General features: G+C 26.7%; 19 protein-coding genes. 17 read left to right on the top strand and 2 right to left on the bottom strand.

Annotated features, from left to right (window positions below; translation table 11 throughout):
* Nucleotides 1-312 precede the first annotated feature (312 nt).
* The 3 genes from CHF27_RS12075 (at nt 313) to CHF27_RS12065 (ending at nt 2,580) form a co-directional block, all read left to right on the top strand.
* Nucleotides 313-735 (top strand): VOC family protein, encoded by a 423-nt coding sequence (locus tag CHF27_RS12075; protein ID WP_095405148.1) that lies wholly within the window; start codon nt 313-315, stop codon nt 733-735.
* Nucleotides 736-867: 132 nt separating this feature from the next.
* Entirely contained in the window at nt 868-1,485 is a 618-nt protein-coding gene (locus CHF27_RS12070) for a hypothetical protein (protein WP_095405147.1), read from the top strand.
* A gap of 180 nt (nt 1,486-1,665) precedes the next feature.
* On the top strand, nt 1,666-2,580 hold the full coding sequence (locus tag CHF27_RS12065; RefSeq protein WP_115976212.1) for a class I SAM-dependent methyltransferase: 915 nt from the start codon (nt 1,666-1,668) through the stop codon (nt 2,578-2,580).
* Between the two features lie 49 nt (nt 2,581-2,629).
* Here CHF27_RS12065 and CHF27_RS12060 read toward each other — a convergent pair whose 3' ends face one another.
* Nucleotides 2,630-3,244 carry a hypothetical protein gene (locus CHF27_RS12060; protein WP_115976210.1) on the bottom strand — a complete coding sequence of 205 codons (615 nt, stop codon included), beginning with the start codon at nt 3,242-3,244 and terminating at the stop codon, nt 2,630-2,632.
* A 402-nt stretch (nt 3,245-3,646) separates the two neighbouring features.
* Here CHF27_RS12060 and CHF27_RS12055 point away from each other — a divergent pair, with 402 nt between their 5' ends.
* The 6 genes from CHF27_RS12055 (at nt 3,647) to CHF27_RS12030 (ending at nt 11,895) form a co-directional block, all read left to right on the top strand.
* Nucleotides 3,647-5,110, top strand: a complete 1,464-nt coding sequence (locus tag CHF27_RS12055; RefSeq protein WP_115976207.1) for a type I restriction-modification system subunit M — start codon at nt 3,647-3,649, stop codon at nt 5,108-5,110.
* A gap of 3 nt (nt 5,111-5,113) precedes the next feature.
* Nucleotides 5,114-6,316: a restriction endonuclease subunit S gene (locus CHF27_RS12050; RefSeq protein WP_115976204.1), complete on the top strand. Its 1,203-nt coding sequence runs from the start codon at nt 5,114-5,116 to the stop codon at nt 6,314-6,316.
* 32 nt (nt 6,317-6,348) lie between these two features.
* Entirely contained in the window at nt 6,349-6,729 is a 381-nt protein-coding gene (locus CHF27_RS12045) for a nucleotidyltransferase domain-containing protein (protein ID WP_115976201.1), read from the top strand.
* Nucleotides 6,719-7,153, top strand: coding sequence for a hypothetical protein (locus CHF27_RS12040; RefSeq protein WP_115976198.1), 435 nt, complete (start codon nt 6,719-6,721; stop codon nt 7,151-7,153). The genes CHF27_RS12045 and CHF27_RS12040 overlap by 11 nt, the downstream gene beginning before the upstream one ends.
* Before the next feature lie 31 nt (nt 7,154-7,184).
* On the top strand, nt 7,185-10,520 hold the full coding sequence (locus CHF27_RS12035) for a DEAD/DEAH box helicase family protein (RefSeq protein WP_115976195.1): 3,336 nt from the start codon (nt 7,185-7,187) through the stop codon (nt 10,518-10,520).
* A gap of 379 nt (nt 10,521-10,899) precedes the next feature.
* The gene (locus CHF27_RS12030) at nt 10,900-11,895 is read left to right on the top strand and encodes an FUSC family protein (RefSeq protein WP_095405332.1); all 996 of its coding nucleotides are present in this window, start codon (nt 10,900-10,902) and stop codon (nt 11,893-11,895) included.
* 139 nt (nt 11,896-12,034) lie between these two features.
* On the opposite strand, the gene CHF27_RS12025 is transcribed toward CHF27_RS12030, so the two are convergent.
* Entirely contained in the window at nt 12,035-12,274 is a 240-nt protein-coding gene (locus tag CHF27_RS12025) for a hypothetical protein (RefSeq protein WP_095405331.1), read from the bottom strand.
* 172 nt (nt 12,275-12,446) lie between these two features.
* Here CHF27_RS12025 and CHF27_RS12020 point away from each other — a divergent pair, with 172 nt between their 5' ends.
* The 8 genes from CHF27_RS12020 to CHF27_RS11995 form a co-directional block, all read left to right on the top strand.
* On the top strand, nt 12,447-13,124 hold the full coding sequence (locus CHF27_RS12020; protein ID WP_095405330.1) for a response regulator transcription factor: 678 nt from the start codon (nt 12,447-12,449) through the stop codon (nt 13,122-13,124).
* Between the two features lie 108 nt (nt 13,125-13,232).
* Nucleotides 13,233-14,138, top strand: coding sequence for an ATP-binding cassette domain-containing protein (locus tag CHF27_RS12015; RefSeq protein ID WP_095405329.1), 906 nt, complete (start codon nt 13,233-13,235; stop codon nt 14,136-14,138).
* Nucleotides 14,138-14,875, top strand: coding sequence for an ABC transporter permease (locus CHF27_RS12010; RefSeq protein ID WP_095405328.1), 738 nt, complete (start codon nt 14,138-14,140; stop codon nt 14,873-14,875). The genes CHF27_RS12015 and CHF27_RS12010 overlap by 1 nt, the downstream gene beginning before the upstream one ends.
* A gap of 18 nt (nt 14,876-14,893) precedes the next feature.
* The gene (locus CHF27_RS14500) at nt 14,894-15,817 is read left to right on the top strand and encodes a sensor histidine kinase (protein ID WP_095405327.1); all 924 of its coding nucleotides are present in this window, start codon (nt 14,894-14,896) and stop codon (nt 15,815-15,817) included.
* Between the two features lie 232 nt (nt 15,818-16,049).
* Nucleotides 16,050-16,175: an LPXTG cell wall anchor domain-containing protein gene (locus tag CHF27_RS14750; protein ID WP_115976192.1), complete on the top strand. Its 126-nt coding sequence runs from the start codon at nt 16,050-16,052 to the stop codon at nt 16,173-16,175.
* 192 nt (nt 16,176-16,367) lie between these two features.
* On the top strand, nt 16,368-16,493 hold the full coding sequence (locus CHF27_RS14600; RefSeq protein WP_274541571.1) for a hypothetical protein: 126 nt from the start codon (nt 16,368-16,370) through the stop codon (nt 16,491-16,493).
* 29 nt (nt 16,494-16,522) lie between these two features.
* The gene (locus CHF27_RS14120) at nt 16,523-16,738 is read left to right on the top strand and encodes a hypothetical protein (RefSeq protein WP_158534763.1); all 216 of its coding nucleotides are present in this window, start codon (nt 16,523-16,525) and stop codon (nt 16,736-16,738) included.
* A gap of 241 nt (nt 16,739-16,979) precedes the next feature.
* Nucleotides 16,980-17,079 (top strand): PD-(D/E)XK nuclease family transposase (locus tag CHF27_RS11995; protein WP_199533669.1); only part of this gene is annotated, 100 nt, incomplete at its 3' end.

Genomic DNA, 17,079 nt, shown 5'->3' with positions numbered 1-17,079 from the left:
TCAAATTTTATGTTTAGTGATGACATGTCTTTAGTTTGGATTATTTCTGGCATATCTTTGTTCCTCCTTTTTTTTATTTGATTAATTATAAGTGTAGTTATGTTTGGGTTTTAAGTCCTAAAATGTATTTGAGGATTATTTTTTAGAAATTTATATTGGAGAGGTTTATGGAAATTATATGGTAAAATATAGTGTAATTAAATATAATATAATTTAAAATTGTTATATATGGTGCATTAGTTTTTTATATAATTATAATATAAATTAAGCATTTGTTTATTAATTGTTTATATCATAAAAGGAGGATAAATAATGGTTCAATCAGTAGTTTATATTGCTTTAGTAGTAAAAGATTATGATGAAGCAATCGAGTTTTATACACAAAAACTTCATTTTACATTAATAGAAGATACATATCAACCCGAGCAAGATAAAAGATGGGTATTAATATCTCCACCTGGTTCAAATGGAACAACAATATTACTTGCAAGAGCATCTAAATCAGAACAAGAGCCTTTTATAGGGAATCAAGCTGGAGGAAGAGTTTTTCTTTTCTTAGGAACTGATGACTTTTGGCGTGATTATAATGAAATGTTAAAAGTTGGAATAGAATTTGTTAGAAAACCTAAAGAACAGGATTATGGAACTGTTGCTGTATTTAAAGACTTATATGGTAACTTATGGGATTTAATTCAGTTTAGTGAAAATCATCCGATGTTTAAAAGAGTTAAATAAATTTATGTTTAGTGATGACATATCTTTAGTTTGAATTATTTCTGGCATATATTTGTTCCTCCTTTTTTTATTTAATTAGTTATAAGTGTAGTTATGTTACAATTAGATTATACAAAGGGAGGAGATTTGCAAATGAAAAAATATTTAATTACGGGGATAACATTGATTTTGGCAATATTTATTTTTCTAATTGTAAAAACAAATATAGATAGTTTACAAAAAGGAGATAGTTTACAAAATGAAGATGTGAAAAAAATTTTAACAGAATACTTTTCACATTCATTAGAAATTCAAAAAAGCTTACAATATTCAGAGAATAAAAGTATATTACCAGGAAGTTATTTAAGTACATATGATAAACTGAATTCAAAAATGATTTCTACTTATGGGCAAAAAATTGAATGGTATAAATTAAATTTAGATATTAAAGAAATTAATAAAGATAAAGATTTCATAAAAGTTTATGTTAATGAAATAGTTGATTTTAAATATGCAGATTTAGATGATACTAGTGGTATGATTGAAGAACATATAATTTATATAAATACAAAACAAGATAAATTATTAGTAGAAAGAGATATTTATGAAATGGATTCTAATCCTAAAGATATAGAAAAAGGCTTTAACTCTAAAAATGGATATGAAGAGTATATTCAAAATAAAATAAAAGAAAAAGAAGAGAGATTTTCTAATATGGATAAAATTTTAGAGGAAGAAGAAGAGAAATTGCATAATGGAACTTCAAGATAAAAATAGTTATAAATTATATAATATAAATGTGATAATTCTAAATAAAAAAAGCCATCACTATAGACGTGAAGGCTTTTTTTATTCATCTTTTATACCTTTATAATACCATAAAATAGGGTAATTTTCAAGTCTTGCACTGCTAGAAATGAAGTGGTATTAATTATTAGAGGTGATAATTTTATGGAACAAAAAAGCATGACCGCATTAGTAAGTGCCTTTTCAAGGGCATATCATTCAGTACAAAATACAGAACACGTATTTGATGATTACTTGGCAAAGGATATTTTAACTAAGCATGAATATGAACAAATTGCAAGTAATATGTCAAAAGGAATTAGTTTCTTCAATCCATCATTTGAGGGTACACAGGAAGAAGCCTTGAAGTGGATTGTAGATAATCAATTATCTCCATCGCCACTTGGTAGAGCGGCATTTGCAGAAAAAGCACTTGAAAATGCTGTAAGAATTGGTGCAAAGCAATATATGATTTTTGCTGCAGGATATGATACATTTGCATATCGTCAGCCTGACTGGGCATCAAAAATTCAAATATTTGAACTTGATCATCCTGCTACTGGTTTTGACAAGCAAAAGCGTATTCAATCAGTAGTAGCAGAAAAACCTGCTAATCTGCATTATGTATCTGTTGATTTTACAAAAAATAACTGGGAAAGCAATTTACTTGCCTGTTCAGAATTTGATCAAAGCAAAATTAGTTTTTGCAGTTTACTTGGAATAAGCTATTATCTGTCTAAGCAAACTTTTGCTGAAACAATTAATACTATTTCAAGCATTGTACCAAAAGGTAGTGGTATTGTTTTTGATTATCCAGATGAGAATAACTATACTCCAAAAGCAGGAGAAAGAGCTAAAAAGCAAGCAGCAATGGCTGAGGGAGCAAATGAAAAAATGCTTGCAAGCTATTCTTATTTAGAGTTGGAGAAGTTATTGGCTGATAGCAATTTCTTGATTTATGAGCATTTGACACCAAATGAAATAACAGAGCAGTATTTCAAAACATATAATCAATTAAATTCAGAACATCCTATAACAGCATTTGATAATATTAATTATTGTTTGGCTGTGAAGAAATAATAATTAATGTAAATGGGGAATATTATAAAAAATTTAAAAATTATTAAGTTTACTTATTTAAAGGTTTTCTACTATCATCGTAAGCAATAGACAAGTCATATATCAATTTTCTACTATTATCATTAATATCAGTAGACATTTGTATACATTCATTAGAAATATTGATTTCATTAGTTTTATTTTTATAAGGAGAGATATTTACAATTAGTTTGTCAGTTTTAGAGTCTTGTTCATAATTAGCTTTTGGTTTTATTTTAAATGATAATTCTAAGATAGATTTATTATTGTATATTATTTCTCTCAAATCTTTATTTATATTTATATAAGCACCATGTTTAGAACCACCACTAAAATAATAGGTTTGAGATATCTTATTTGTTTGTTTATTTTTAACATGAACCCTTTCACTATTATCACCTAAAATTTCGTATTTATTGCCATTCAGAGCATATGCTATTATAAAATTATTTTTTAATATATCAACACTACTATTTTTATTTTCCATTTGTATATTCACATTATATACATCTGGTTCTTTACATGGATTTATTGATAAAGATACATCAAGATTGTTTAAATTTTTATTGATTATACAAGGAAAATTAAAAAGAAATATTATAATAGTTATCAGTAGAATAAATAAAGTAATTATTAATTTTTTCATATTTACAAATCGCTCTCTTTCCATAAATATAATAATTTAAATTATTGTAACTTACCATTAATCATACTATATTTTCCCATAAGATATAATGTAATTGATTCTTTAATAAAATTATTATACTTTTGAGACATTCCCTTTTTTAATTTCCAACCTCTAAATTTGAGCAACAGACATGATTTTTAAGGTCGTTGGCGACATAAAGTATTTCGCCGACACGTCGCTCAGATGAAGAAGATTTTTTTGAAAATAGTAAAATTTAAAGATATAAAAGATAATGATTTTAACTTAAGTGGAAATAGATATATAATAGAAGTTGCATAAGATAAAAATATTGATATGTCAACTGTTAATGATGATATAAAAAAATATATCTAAAAATAAAGTCAGGAAGGTAAATAACATATGATTACAGGAGAATTAAGAAGTAAAGTAGATAAAATATGGGAAACATTTTGGACTGGCGGGCTTACTAACCCACTAGAAGTTATAGAACAATTTACATATCTTTTATTTATTAAAGGATTAGATGATGTAGAAACAAAAAAAGAAGCAGAAGCAACACTTTTAGGTGTTTCTTTTGATAATACATTTAATAGCGAACAACAACATTTAAGATGGAGTAAATTTGCTAATGAAGGAAATTCAGAGAAAATGTATGAAATAGTACAAAATGAAGTATTTCCTTTTATTAAAAAATTACATAATCATAAAGACTCAGCTTATGCTAAATATATGGGAGATGCAATATTTAAGATTCCTACACCGCTTATGTTATCTAAAATAGTTGATGGAATTAATAATTTAGAATTAAATAAGGATAAGGATACAAAGGGAGATTTATACGAGTATTTACTATCAAAGGTTGCTACGGCAGGTACTAATGGTCAATTTAGAACTCCAAGACATATAATAGATATGATAGTAAATCTTATGAAGCCAACTCCAGAGGATATTATAGTAGACCCAGCAGCAGGTTCTGCAGGTTTCTTAGTATCATCACAACAATATTTAAGAGATAATCATGCAGATCTTTTCTTAGTACAAGGATTAAAAGAACACTTTAATAATAATATGTTCTATGGATTTGACATGGATAGAACTATGCTTAGAATAGGTGCTATGAACATGATGTTACATGGTGTTGATAATCCTAATATTGAATACAAGGACTCTTTATCAGAAGTAAATACAGACAAAGAGAAGTTTACATTAGTTTTAGCAAATCCTCCATTTAAAGGAAGTTTAGATTATGAAGCAGTAAGTGCAGATTTATTAAAAATAACTAAAACAAAGAAAACAGAATTATTATTCTTAGCATTATTCCTTAGAGCTTTAAAAGTAGGGGGAAGATGTGCTTCAATAGTACCAGATGGAGTTTTATTTGGTTCAACAGGTGGACATAAATCAATAAGAAAAGAAATAGTTGAAAATCATAAATTAGAAGGTATAATTTCAATGCCAAGTGGAGTATTTAAGCCATATGCAGGAGTTTCAACTGCTATAATGATATTTACTAAAACTAATACTGGTGGAACTGATAAAGTGTGGTTCTATGATATGAAAGCAGATGGATATTCTTTAGATGATAAGAGAAATGAGATAGAAGATAATGATATAGGAGATATAATTGAGAGATTTAATAATCTTGATAAAGAAGTTGAGAGAAAAAGAACAGAGCAAAGTTTCTTTGTTGATGTAGAGGAAATAAGAGAAAATGGATATGATTTATCTATTAATAAATATAAAGAGGTAGTTTATGAGGAAGTAGTTTATGATGCCCCTAGTGTGATTATGAACAGAGTAAAAGAGCTAGAGAAGGAAATATCTAGTGGTTTAGAAGAATTAGAAAGAATGCTAGAGGTGTAGGATATGGAATTTATAAAATTGGACGACCTTTGTTCTATCATTACTGATGGGACACATCAAACTCCCACATATAGTAACGACGGATATATATTTTTATCATCTAAGAATGTTACAAGTGGAAAGATAGATTGGAATAATGTTAAATATATTCCAGAACAGTTACATGAAAAGTTGAGTAAAAGATTAAAGCCGCAAATAAATGATATACTATTGGCTAAAAATGGAACAACAGGGGTAGCAGCACTAGTAGATAGAGATGAAATTTTTGATATTTATGTTAGCTTAGCATTATTAAGACCTAAAGGAATAATATATCCTCAATATTTATTACATGCTATTAACAGCCCTATGACAAAGCGTCAATTTAATAAAAATTTAAAGGGAATTGGAGTTCAGAATTTGCACTTAAAAGAAATACGAAATATAGAAATACCAGTGCCAACTACCATAGATAGTCAAATTAAAATAGTAAAAGTTTTAGATAAAGCGGGGGAGTTAATAGATAAAAGGAAAGAGCAAATAAAAAGGTTGGATGAATTAGTTAAATCAAGATTTATCGAGCTGTTTGGAGATCCATCAAAGAATGAAAAAGGATGGGAAGTTTCAGGAATTGGTAAATACTTAAAGGTATTAACTGATTACCATTCAAATGGAAGTTATGAGACTTTAAGAGATAATGTAACGCTTTTAGATACACCAAGCTATGCATTAATGGTAAGAACAACAGATTTAGAAAAGAATAACTTTGAAGATGATGTGAAGTATATTGATGAACATGCATATAACCATCTTGAAAAATCAAAAGTATTCGGTGGCGAAATCATAATAAATAAGATAGGTAGTGCAGGAAAGGTTTATTTAATGCCATTTTTAAATAGACCAGTATCTTTAGCGATGAATCAATTTTTATTAAGATTTGATGAAAATAAAGTAAATCATATATTTTTATATAATTTACTATCAACTTCATATATGGAAATTAGAATAAATGAAAAAGTAAGAGGTGCTGTAACGAAAACTATAACTAAGGATGCAATTAGAGAAGTCAATATTATAGTTCCTCCGATAGAACTTCAAAATAAATTTGTAGACTTCGTTAAGCAAGTCGACAAATTGAAATTTAAAATGGAAAAGAGCTTACAAGAATTAGAAAATAACTTTAATTCATTAATGCAAAAAGCTTTTAAAGGAGAATTATTTAACTAAGTGGCATTGCCTAATAGATACGAGGTGATTAAATGAGAAATATACCAGAGGAAGTTAAAAATTCAATAGTAAATGTATTTCCAAAAGAAAGCACTCTAGCTATTATAATATTTGGTAGTTACGGCACAGATAAAGAGACTTCAGAAAGTGATATAGATATAGCATGGATTCCTAACAAAAAAGTACCGATTACAGAACTAATAGTTAAAACCGAGGCTCTAAGAAGAGTACTTGATATTGATGTAGATTTAAAAATTGTTACAGAGAACTATACAATAGCACTTAGAAAAGCTATTTTTGAAGGTGATGTTATTTATGAAACTAAAGATTTTAAACATTATCTAAATAATTTCTATATTGAAAATAGTGATGTAATAGATATTTTAAACTGGAGGGATATGTATGGTGGTTAAAAATAAATTAGCATGGAGCTCAATAGAGGAAGTAAATAGAGATTTTGGTTCTTGTTTATATGATTTACAAAACTTTAAAATGTTATATAGCAAAGAGGACATGCCTGTATTATGGGAGAGATATATCAAAGAAGGATTTAAAAATTATATGGTTTCTTTTCTAGAATTAACAAAAGCAATGTTATATTATAAATCAATTGATTTAAACATAAAATCTAAAACTTTCTATGATTATCTTTTAGGTTGTGAGTATCATGATTTATTACCAAAAAATTCTTCTATCGTTATAGAGACGTTACGTAAGTTAAGAAACGATGATTCACATGGTTATGATATACCAGAGTTTGAAGAAATGTATGAGTTATTTTCACAGAATGAAGAAGTATTTATTAGTATAAGAAATAGTTGTAAAAAATCTATATAAAGGGCAAAGAGTTTTTAAGAGGGGAAGATTTATGAGTAATTTTGAGTTTTTAAAAAATAAGGAAAACTTCAATAGTTTTAACAATGCTTGTATAGAAGCAGAAAAAAGTATATTAGTTAGTCCATCTACTTGTGCAACTATCACAAGAAGGGCTTTAGAACTTGCTGTAAAGTGGGTATATAGTAATGATAGTGATTTAAGATTACCGTATCAAGATAATCTTAGCTCATTAATTCATAACCATAGTTTTATTGAGCTTATAGATTATAATATGTTGCCTTTACTTAAATATATAGTTAAGTTAGGTAATATGTCTGTTCACACTAATCAAATAATAGAAAGAGGCGAGGCTATTTTATCTCTTCGTAATTTACATCAGTTTGTTAGTTGGATAGATTATTGTTATTCAGATGAGTATACTGCAAGTGATTTTGATGAAAGTGTATTACTTTACGGTGAAGAAAAAAGAACTAAACCAAAGGAACTTCAAGACCTTTATGAAAAATTAAGCTCTAAAGATAAAAAGCTTGAGGAAATGATAAAGGAAAATGAAGAGTTAAGAAAGTCATTAACTGAGAAGAGAAAAGTTAATACTGAAAACTATGACTTTAAGGTTGATGAAATTAGTGAGTTTGAAACAAGAAAGAGATATATAGATGTAGAGTTAAAACTTGCTGGGTGGGAGTTTAAAAAAGATATTGGCGAAGAAGTTGAAGTTAATGGTATGCCTAATGATAGTGGATTAGGATATGTTGATTATGTTCTTTATGGTGATAATATGAAGCCACTTGCTGTAGTTGAAGCCAAAAGAACAAGTAAAAAGCCTGAAATTGGTTACCAACAAGCTAAGTTGTATGCAGATTGTTTAGAAAAACAATATGGACAAAGACCTATAATATTTTTAACTAACGGTTTTAAGACACTTATTTGGGACGATTATGCTGAAAGACAAGTTTATGGGTTTTATAAAAAGTCAGAGTTACAACTTATGATAGATAGAAGAACTAGAAGAGATTCTTTAAATAATATAAAGATAAATGATGATATATCTAATAGATATTATCAAAAGGAAGCTATTACGTCAGTTTGTGAGGCTTTAGAAAGTAGACAACGTAAAGCTCTTTTAGTTTGTGCTACTGGTACTGGTAAGACTAGAACTGCTATATCTATAGTTGATGTTTTATCTAGACATAACTGGGTTAAAAATGTTTTATTTTTAGCAGATAGAAAAGCTTTAGTAAAACAAGCTAAGAATAACTTTTCTAAGTTATTACCAAATTTAGCATTATGTAATTTACTTGATAATAAAGATAATCCAGAAGAGGCTAGAATGATTTTTTCTACTTATCCTACTATGATGAATGCTATTGATGATACAAAGTCAAAGGATGGTAAGAGATTATTTACACCAGGGCATTTTGATTTAATTATAGTTGATGAATCTCATAGAAGTATTTATAAAAAGTATAAATCAATTTTTGATTATTTTGATTCTTATTTATTGGGACTTACGGCTACTCCAAAGGATGAAATTGATAAAAATACTTATGAGATTTTTGATATGGAAAATGGAGTACCAACTTATGCTTATGACTATGATAAGGCAGTAGAAGATGGGTACTTAGTAGATTATACGAGTATTGAACCTGAAACTAAGGTTTTATCAGATGGTATTAAGTATGATGAACTTAGTGAGGAAGAAAAGGCTGAGTATGAAGAGACATTTGATGATGATGAGAATGTTGGAGATGAAATAGAAAGTCCTGCTATAAATGAATGGCTATTCAATGCAAATACTATAGATTTAGTTTTAAATAAGTTAATGACTGAAGGTTTAAGAATTGAAGGAGGAGAAAAACTAGGCAAAACTATAATCTTTGCAAAAAACAGAAATCATGCAGATGCTATAGTTGAAAGGTTTAATAAATTATACCCAGAGTATGGTGGTAACTTTGCCAAGGCAGTTGGTTATAATACGGAGTATGTAGATTCTATCATAGATGATTTCTCTGATAAAAATAAATTACCTCAAATAGCAGTTTCTGTCGATATGCTTGATACTGGTATTGATATACCTGAAATTTTAAATCTTGTATTTTTTAAGAAGGTAAGAAGTAAAACTAAGTTCTGGCAAATGATAGGTCGTGGAACAAGACTTTGTCCTGATTTATTAGGTGTTGGAATGGACAAGGAAAAGTTCTTAATATTTGATTTTTGTAGTAATATTGAATTCTTTAGTGTTAACCCTAAAGGATTTGAAGGTGGTAAAACAGAGACACTTACTGAAAAATTATTTAATTTAAAAGTTGGTATTATTAAAGAACTTCAAGATATTAGATATACAGAAGATAAGTATTTGAATCTTAGAAAAGAGTTATTAAATGAGTTAATTACTTCTGTTAAGGCTTTAAATGAAAGTGATTTCTTAGTTAGAATGAATTTAAATTATGTTCATAAGTATAAAAACGAAGATAATTGGAATAGCCTTGGAGCAATAGACCAAAATGAAATAAGGGAACATATAGCGATTCTTATAACTTCAATGGGTGAAGATGAACTTGCTAAGAGGTTTGATATAGTAATGTATAATATAGTTTTAGCATATTTACAAGACAATAGTGCAACTAGAGGTATAAAATATGTAATAACTACAGCTGAGAAACTTTCAAAGATTGGAACCATACCTCAAGTTAAAAAGCAAAAGCATATAATTGAAAAGGCTATGGATGAAGAGTTTTGGGAAAGCTCGGATATATTTGAGTTAGATGAGGTTCGTAGAGCTTTAAGAGACCTTATTAAGTACCTTGAGAAGTCTACTCAACAGTTATATTATACAAGTTTTGAAGATATTATTATTTCTGAGGTTAGAAGGTCTTCTATGCATAATGCAAATGACCTTAAGGATTATAAAAAGAAGGTAGAGCATTATTTAAAATCTCATAAAGATGAGTTAGCAATATTTAAGTTAAGAAATAATAAAAAGATAACAAAGCAGGATGTTGAGACTTTAGAGGAGATACTTTTAAAGCAGTTAGGTAATTCTTCTGATTATAAAAAAGAATTTGGAGATACTCCAGTTACTCAGTTAGTGAGAAAGTTAGTAGGACTTGATAGGGAAGCTGCTAATGAGGCTTTTTCAGAGTTTTTAAATAATGAGAGTTTTAATACTAAGCAGATACATTTTGTTAAGCTTATAGTTGATTATGTTGTTAGAAATGGATTTATAGAGGATAACAGGGTATTAATGGAAGATCCATTTAGGACTGTTGGAGGTATTATTGATTTATTTGAAAATAATATTGAAGAAAGAAATAAATTGATTAAAACTATAAATGAAATTAAGGCAAATACACTAGAAATAGGTTAATCTATAAATACAGGACAAAAAGCACTTACTAATTTTACTTAGTAAGTGCTTTTTATTTTATCTTCTTCTGTAAAAGAATTATCATATTTACCTGACTTTATAATTTCTGCACTTCTTTTAATTTCATCTGACATAAATATGCAATTCATTATAAAACTGTATTATATAAAAATTATTTTAAAATAAAATATATCTTAATATAATATACAACCTTGCGAATTATATAAAAATATGTAAATTAAATATTAAACACTAACAGAATATTAATTCTCAAAAGCTATTACTTAGTTCTAAACATAGTCAAATGGAAATATTGATTTTAAAAAAAAGGTATGATAACATTGGTGCTATTGAAAATAAAAAGGAGACTGAATACTAAATGAAGACAGACAGTAAAAAAATTACTATTAAGTTGTTGCTTGAAAAATTAGTATTAATAGCAGGTATTATTATTTTTGTTAATGGATATGGTTCTATATTTGGAAAACAAAATTTACTTGTTGGAGTTGTTGTTGTTACTGCTACATTAATGTTTATGCAAATCAATATAGGCTATGATGTAAATCAATCTGTATTTTTAATAATTGGGTTATTTTCTTATATAGGAGTTGCTACATCTATAAGTCACATAAATCCAATGTTAGGATTATTTATAAATTTGATATCTGTATTTGGAGTACTTTATATTGTAACAGAGGATATTAGAAGTAAAGCATATCTACCATTTATGTTGTTGTATGTTTTTATGGAAGGTAATCCTATTGCAAGTGGAGACGAAATAAAAAGGATACTTTCAATATTAATAGGTGGTGTATTAGTTGGAACTGTATTATATCTTTTTCATAGAAAGAAGAATTATAATACTAAATCTATATTAGACATGTTGAAAGAAATAGATGTCAGAAGTGAAAGATTTAAATTCTCATTAAAAATGGCTATAGGTATAGGATTAGCAGTTTTTATAGGGAAATTAATAGGTGCTCAAAAAGGAATGTGGATTAGTATTGCTGTAATGTCATTAACTCAACCTGAACATGAACAAACACAAGAACGTATAAAGAAACGTCTAATTGCAACAATTATTGGTTCAATTACATTTATAATATTATTTAAAATACTTATACCATCACAATATACTATAATTGCAACATTAGTTTTAGGATATATATATACCTTTGTTAATGAGTATGGATTACAAATGGTATTTGTGACTATCAATGCATTAACTACAGCTGTTTTATTATTTAACGTACAATTATCAATTACAATGAGAATTAATTTCTTAATAATTGGAATATGTATTGCTTATTTAATAAGTAAGATGGAAACTATAATATGTCAAATAAAAGAAGATAATGAGGTATTAGAAATATAATTTAAAACTTCAAGTATTATATGCTGATACTAAAAAAGGAAGTGTATTCATCTTTTTCAGATGATACTTCCTTCACTAAGTATCTTATTGCATATTTATAACTATATGATATACATTCATCTTAGGTGATTAATTAATTTTAATTGAATATCATATTATATCCAAAATATATTATTAAAGCTACAATTACAAATCCAGATATTTTTATTATTAACTCTGAAAATGGAATAAATCCTCCAAATATACTACATATTATAATCATAAATATAGCAAATAAAAATAATTGACCTAACTCACCACTTTCTTTAATAGCTCCTATTAATCCTCCCAATAAAACTAATCCTATAAGTACTACTATGATTCCAATTACTAATCCCATATTATCTAAATCTTATCCTTTCTGTTACTAATTATATTTTTATATTTCTAATTATACGATTATAAAAGACAAAAATACAATAGTAACGTACAATATGATAAAGTATACATAGAAGAATAAATCTAAGAAATAAATGTTAACTTTATGTATAGATCAAATAAGGAGAATAAGAATGATTAAGATATTAATTGTAGAAGATGACCCTAAGATTAACAAGATGTTACAAACTTTATTAACAAAAAATCACTATGAAGTAGAATCTGCATTTTCTGGTACAGAGGCTATATTGTTGTTAAAAAAAGAATCATTTGATTTAATTTTACTAGACTTAATGTTACCTGGATTAAGTGGTGAAGAAGTACTAATAAAGATTAATGAACAATTTGAAACTCCTATTATATGTGTATCGGCAAAAGATGATTTAAATACTAAAATTGAATTGATTCAAGGTGGTGCAGATGATTATATTACAAAGCCTTTTAATAATGAAGAATTAATAGTAAGAATAGGTGCGGTATTAAGAAGGGTAAATAAAGGTTTTACAAATAATAATACTAAAGTCTTTAAGTTTAAAGATTTAATTTTAGATAGTGAAAATCATAGTGCACATATTAATGATAAATCTATAGAGCTTACGGTAAAGGAATATTCTATATTAGAACTATTAATTACTAGTCCTAAAAAGGTATTTACCAAGCAAAACATATTTGAAAGCGTTTGGTCTGAGGAATATGTCGTTGATGAAAGAGCAGTTACTGTACATGTCAGTAATCTACGTAATAAATTAAATGATGGAGATAAATATATAAAAACGGTTTGGGGAATTGGATATAAAATGCAAGATAATTAGTTTTTATAAACTTGATACTTTCTTGATAATTTCTAAATTCTATTTTGATATTTTTCATTTATGATTTAAATATAGAATTAATTTACAGAAAGTAAGAGGTGAAAAGATATGAGTTATGTATTACAAACTAATAATCTAACTAAACAATATAAAAACCAAATAGCCTTAAACAAGGTAAATATAAACATTGAAAAAGGTGATATTTACGGTTTAATCGGTAAAAATGGTGCAGGTAAAACTACACTTATGAAAATAATATGTGGCTTGATTCATTCAAGTAACGGTGAGGTCAAAATTTTTGAAAGTACTGATTTAGATAAAAATAGGAAACGAATTGGATGCGTTATTGAACAACCAGCTCTTTATCCTTCAATGACAGCTAGACAAAATCTTATTTATTATAATAAGTTACTTGGTGTTTCAGAGTATAGTAACGTTGATAAACTACTTAATTTAGTAGGCCTTCAAAATACAGACAAAAAGAAAACTAAGAATTTTTCACTTGGTATGAAACAGCGACTATCAATTGCTATTTCTTTAATAGGAAATCCAGATTTTCTTATTTTAGACGAGCCTATTAATGGATTAGACCCTTCAGGTATTATAGAAATTAGAGAATTACTTTTAAAGCTTAATTCTGAAAGAGATATTACTATTTTAATTTCTTCTCATATTTTAGGTGAACTTACTAAAGTTACAACAAAATATGGAATAATTAAAGACGGAAATTTAATTGATGAATTTGAATCAAAAGATTTAGAAACTCGCTGTAAAAGATACGTTTCATTAAAAGTTAATGATACAGATAAGGCAGCATACATTATAAAAAATAATATAAAAAGCACTGATTATAAAGTGTTAGATGAAGGAAGAATACATATTTATGATTATTTGGATAAGCCCTACCAAATTAACAAAGAGTTAGTTGAAAATGGTGTTTTAGTATCTCACATTGGTCTAGAAGGTGATGATATAGAATCATATTTTATAACAAAAATGGGAGGGGACAAATAATGATAAATATTGTTTTTAGTGAATTTTATAAAATACTTAGAAGTAAAATTTTAATTGTTGTTTCAATTATTCTTTTATTTATGTTTAGTATGTCACTTGGATTTAGCATTTATTATGGTAAAGAAGTCCAACAGCTAACAACAGGATTTTTAATTTACCAGGAATCTTTTAGTGCAAAATTTATTTACTATATTATTCTTATATTTGTAACGTCTTTAATTACTGCTGAATATGCAAATGGTACTGTACGTCAAATGGCTTGTCGTGGAATATCTAGATGGAAATTAGTTTTCGGTCAATATATTGCTATATATTTTACTATTACATTAATTTTATTAGCATTCGGTGTTTTAAACTTACTATCAAGTACAATGTTTAACCAATTAGGAGAGGTTGATTTAACCGCATTTCTTAATATGAATATTGGAATACTTTGTATGTTTTTTGGGGTTGTAGGGGTTGGAACTTTTCTATCGTATCTATTTAAAAGCGGAGGAGTTGCAACTGCTATTTCTATAATACTTGTAATCAGTGGAGATTACTTTGCACAATTTCTTAAATTATTAACAAATAATGATATTTTTATAAAATATTCCCTTTCAAATATGCAAAGGATTGTAACTGATTTGACTTCAAGTTCTGAAGATGTTTTCAAATGTTCAATAGTGTTTTTAGCACTTGGGATAATTACTATTATTGGATCTAGTTTATTATTTTCAAAGAGAGATGTAGATTAATTAAAAAAGGGATTAAAAATGGAAAATATTTGGATGATAGCTACTTTTATATTGTTAATTACTTTGATAATATTTATTATTTACCATATTTATTATCGTAAGAATATAAAACATATTACAAAACAATTAGAGGAAATTATAAATATAAAAGATACAAATCAATTATTAACAGTATTAGCACGACAAAAGGATATTACAAGTTTGGTAAATATTCTAAACAATCAGTTAAATGAGAATAGACTCTCGAGCATTCAGATTAAAAGGCTAAATAAAAACTTTAGAGATAGTATAACTAATATCTCACATGATTTGAGAACTCCTTTGACAACTGCGGGTGGATATGTTCAAATGCTACAATCAGATGTTACAGAAGAAGAAAGACAAGAGTACTTAGCAATTGTACTGGAGAGACAAAATACAGTTAAAAAGTTACTTGAACAGTTATTTGAGTATGTACGCATTGAATCTGGAGAAATTGTTTATGAACGTGTTCCAATAGATGCTAAGAATATATTTATAGATATTCTTGCCATGTATTATGATGATTTTTTTAAGAAGGGACAAGAGCCAACTGTTATTTTTCCAAAGAATCCTTGTATAATCAAAGGAGATGAACAAGGATTAAAAAGAATATTTTCAAATATTCTTTTTAATGCAATTACGCATGGAAGTGGAGATTATCGTTTTGAAATACAGGAAACTGATGGTTATACATTCACTTTTTCAAATCTTAGTGAATCAATGACAAAAGACGATTTAAATTATATTTTTGATCGTTTTTATACAAAAGATAAATCTAGAAATAAAAAAACTACAGGGTTAGGATTGTCAATAGCCAAGGAAATTGTTAAACAATTAGATGGTAAAATTGATGCTTACTATTGTAATGGTCGATTTTCAATATCTGTTTCATTTCCAAAGTCTGAAAAATTTACAAGTTGAACTAGTCTTAAAATTTAGGTCTAGGGATTATTTAGTTTAATAAAAGAACATAGTAAAATCAATATATTGAATCAACTTTGGTACAAATCTTCATGAAAAACATATGTTGACCTTGAAGGATATATTTTTAATATAGTGAATATGTATAGTGATGAGAAATAAATAATCAATATAAGTATTATAAGTCCAGGAAATGTTCAAGTTGGATTAGGTTAATATTAATATATATATAATGGAGTGTATTTTAATGAAATCATATATAATTACAATCCCACATATAGCTATCTTTACCATATTAGGTATAGCTATATTAGGTGGGTCAATATTGTATTTTAAGAAAAGTAAAAATAAAAAATAACTAATCACTTAAATTGCTATTTTAGGAATATCTGTATATTTTTAATATATTTAAAAACAAAATATTTATAAAATCACAAGTATTTTACCTATTCTTAACTATTACGTGATGTAATACTACATTTAGAATAATAAGGTCGAAGAAAAAAGCTATATAAAATAGAATATAAGATAATAAAGGGGGTATGGGACAGTGATTGCTGGAAGATTAGATTCTAAACTTAGATTGGGTGTCTATCTTTATTCTGATTCACAAAGAATGAAGTTAGTTAGTAGTAATACTTATGCAACTGTTTTTTTAAATAAAAAATTAATATGAAAAAATTAAAAAATTTATGTTGTTTTCTTTTGGCACTAATTTTAGCACAATTGTTGGGTTCAATAATAGGTATGTATACAAATCAACAGTTTATCTATGGAGTTAATATTTTTAGTGATTCTAGGATTTTTATGATGCATATGAAGAAAACTATATTACCTTGTTTATTAGCCAGTGTTCCTTCTTCTTTTATAGTAGTCTTAATAATAGAAAATTTAAGGAAGAAAAATAAAAGAAAAGAATAGTGAAAATAAAGTAAAAAAGACTAGTTTAATTACTAGTCTTTTATTATGCTATAATTTTATATATAAGTTAGTTAACTATGATCTAAAATCTAACAAAATCATAGATTTAATTAATATATACGAACAAATTTTAGTAATAAATGAATTTATAAAAAATATAAATCTAGTCTTTTAATTTTTTATTGAATAAGAATTCATAGTATAATAAAAATATATACAAACAAAGAAAGGAAGTGTAGAAATGACATATTTATTAAGTCCTAAAGTAGATTTTGTTTTTAAAAGAATATTTGGAAATGAAAAACACCCTGATATATTAATATCATTTTTAAATGCAGTTA

This window comes from Romboutsia maritimum (assembly GCF_002251085.2).
Classification (GTDB): domain Bacteria; phylum Bacillota; class Clostridia; order Peptostreptococcales; family Peptostreptococcaceae; genus Romboutsia_B; species Romboutsia_B maritimum.
This window is presented reverse-complemented; position numbering and strand designations above follow the sequence as displayed.

Excerpts from the sequence above, each read along its gene's own strand:
- CHF27_RS12075 (WP_095405148.1), top strand. The coding sequence starts at position 313 with ATGGTTCAATCAGTAGTTTATATTGCTTTAGTAGTAAAAGATTATGAT.
- CHF27_RS12070 (WP_095405147.1), top strand. The coding sequence starts at position 868 with ATGAAAAAATATTTAATTACGGGGATAACATTGATTTTGGCAATATTT.
- CHF27_RS12065 (WP_115976212.1), top strand. The coding sequence starts at position 1,666 with ATGGAACAAAAAAGCATGACCGCATTAGTAAGTGCCTTTTCAAGGGCA.
- CHF27_RS12060 (WP_115976210.1), bottom strand. The coding sequence starts at position 3,244 with ATGAAAAAATTAATAATTACTTTATTTATTCTACTGATAACTATTATA.
- CHF27_RS12055 (WP_115976207.1), top strand. The coding sequence starts at position 3,647 with ATGATTACAGGAGAATTAAGAAGTAAAGTAGATAAAATATGGGAAACA.
- CHF27_RS12050 (WP_115976204.1), top strand. The coding sequence starts at position 5,114 with ATGGAATTTATAAAATTGGACGACCTTTGTTCTATCATTACTGATGGG.
- CHF27_RS12045 (WP_115976201.1), top strand. The coding sequence starts at position 6,349 with ATGAGAAATATACCAGAGGAAGTTAAAAATTCAATAGTAAATGTATTT.
- CHF27_RS12040 (WP_115976198.1), top strand. The coding sequence starts at position 6,719 with ATGGTGGTTAAAAATAAATTAGCATGGAGCTCAATAGAGGAAGTAAAT.
- CHF27_RS12035 (WP_115976195.1), top strand. The coding sequence starts at position 7,185 with ATGAGTAATTTTGAGTTTTTAAAAAATAAGGAAAACTTCAATAGTTTT.
- CHF27_RS12030 (WP_095405332.1), top strand. The coding sequence starts at position 10,900 with ATGAAGACAGACAGTAAAAAAATTACTATTAAGTTGTTGCTTGAAAAA.
- CHF27_RS12025 (WP_095405331.1), bottom strand. The coding sequence starts at position 12,274 with ATGGGATTAGTAATTGGAATCATAGTAGTACTTATAGGATTAGTTTTA.
- CHF27_RS12020 (WP_095405330.1), top strand. The coding sequence starts at position 12,447 with ATGATTAAGATATTAATTGTAGAAGATGACCCTAAGATTAACAAGATG.
- CHF27_RS12015 (WP_095405329.1), top strand. The coding sequence starts at position 13,233 with ATGAGTTATGTATTACAAACTAATAATCTAACTAAACAATATAAAAAC.
- CHF27_RS12010 (WP_095405328.1), top strand. The coding sequence starts at position 14,138 with ATGATAAATATTGTTTTTAGTGAATTTTATAAAATACTTAGAAGTAAA.
- CHF27_RS14500 (WP_095405327.1), top strand. The coding sequence starts at position 14,894 with ATGGAAAATATTTGGATGATAGCTACTTTTATATTGTTAATTACTTTG.
- CHF27_RS14750 (WP_115976192.1), top strand. The coding sequence starts at position 16,050 with ATGGAGTGTATTTTAATGAAATCATATATAATTACAATCCCACATATA.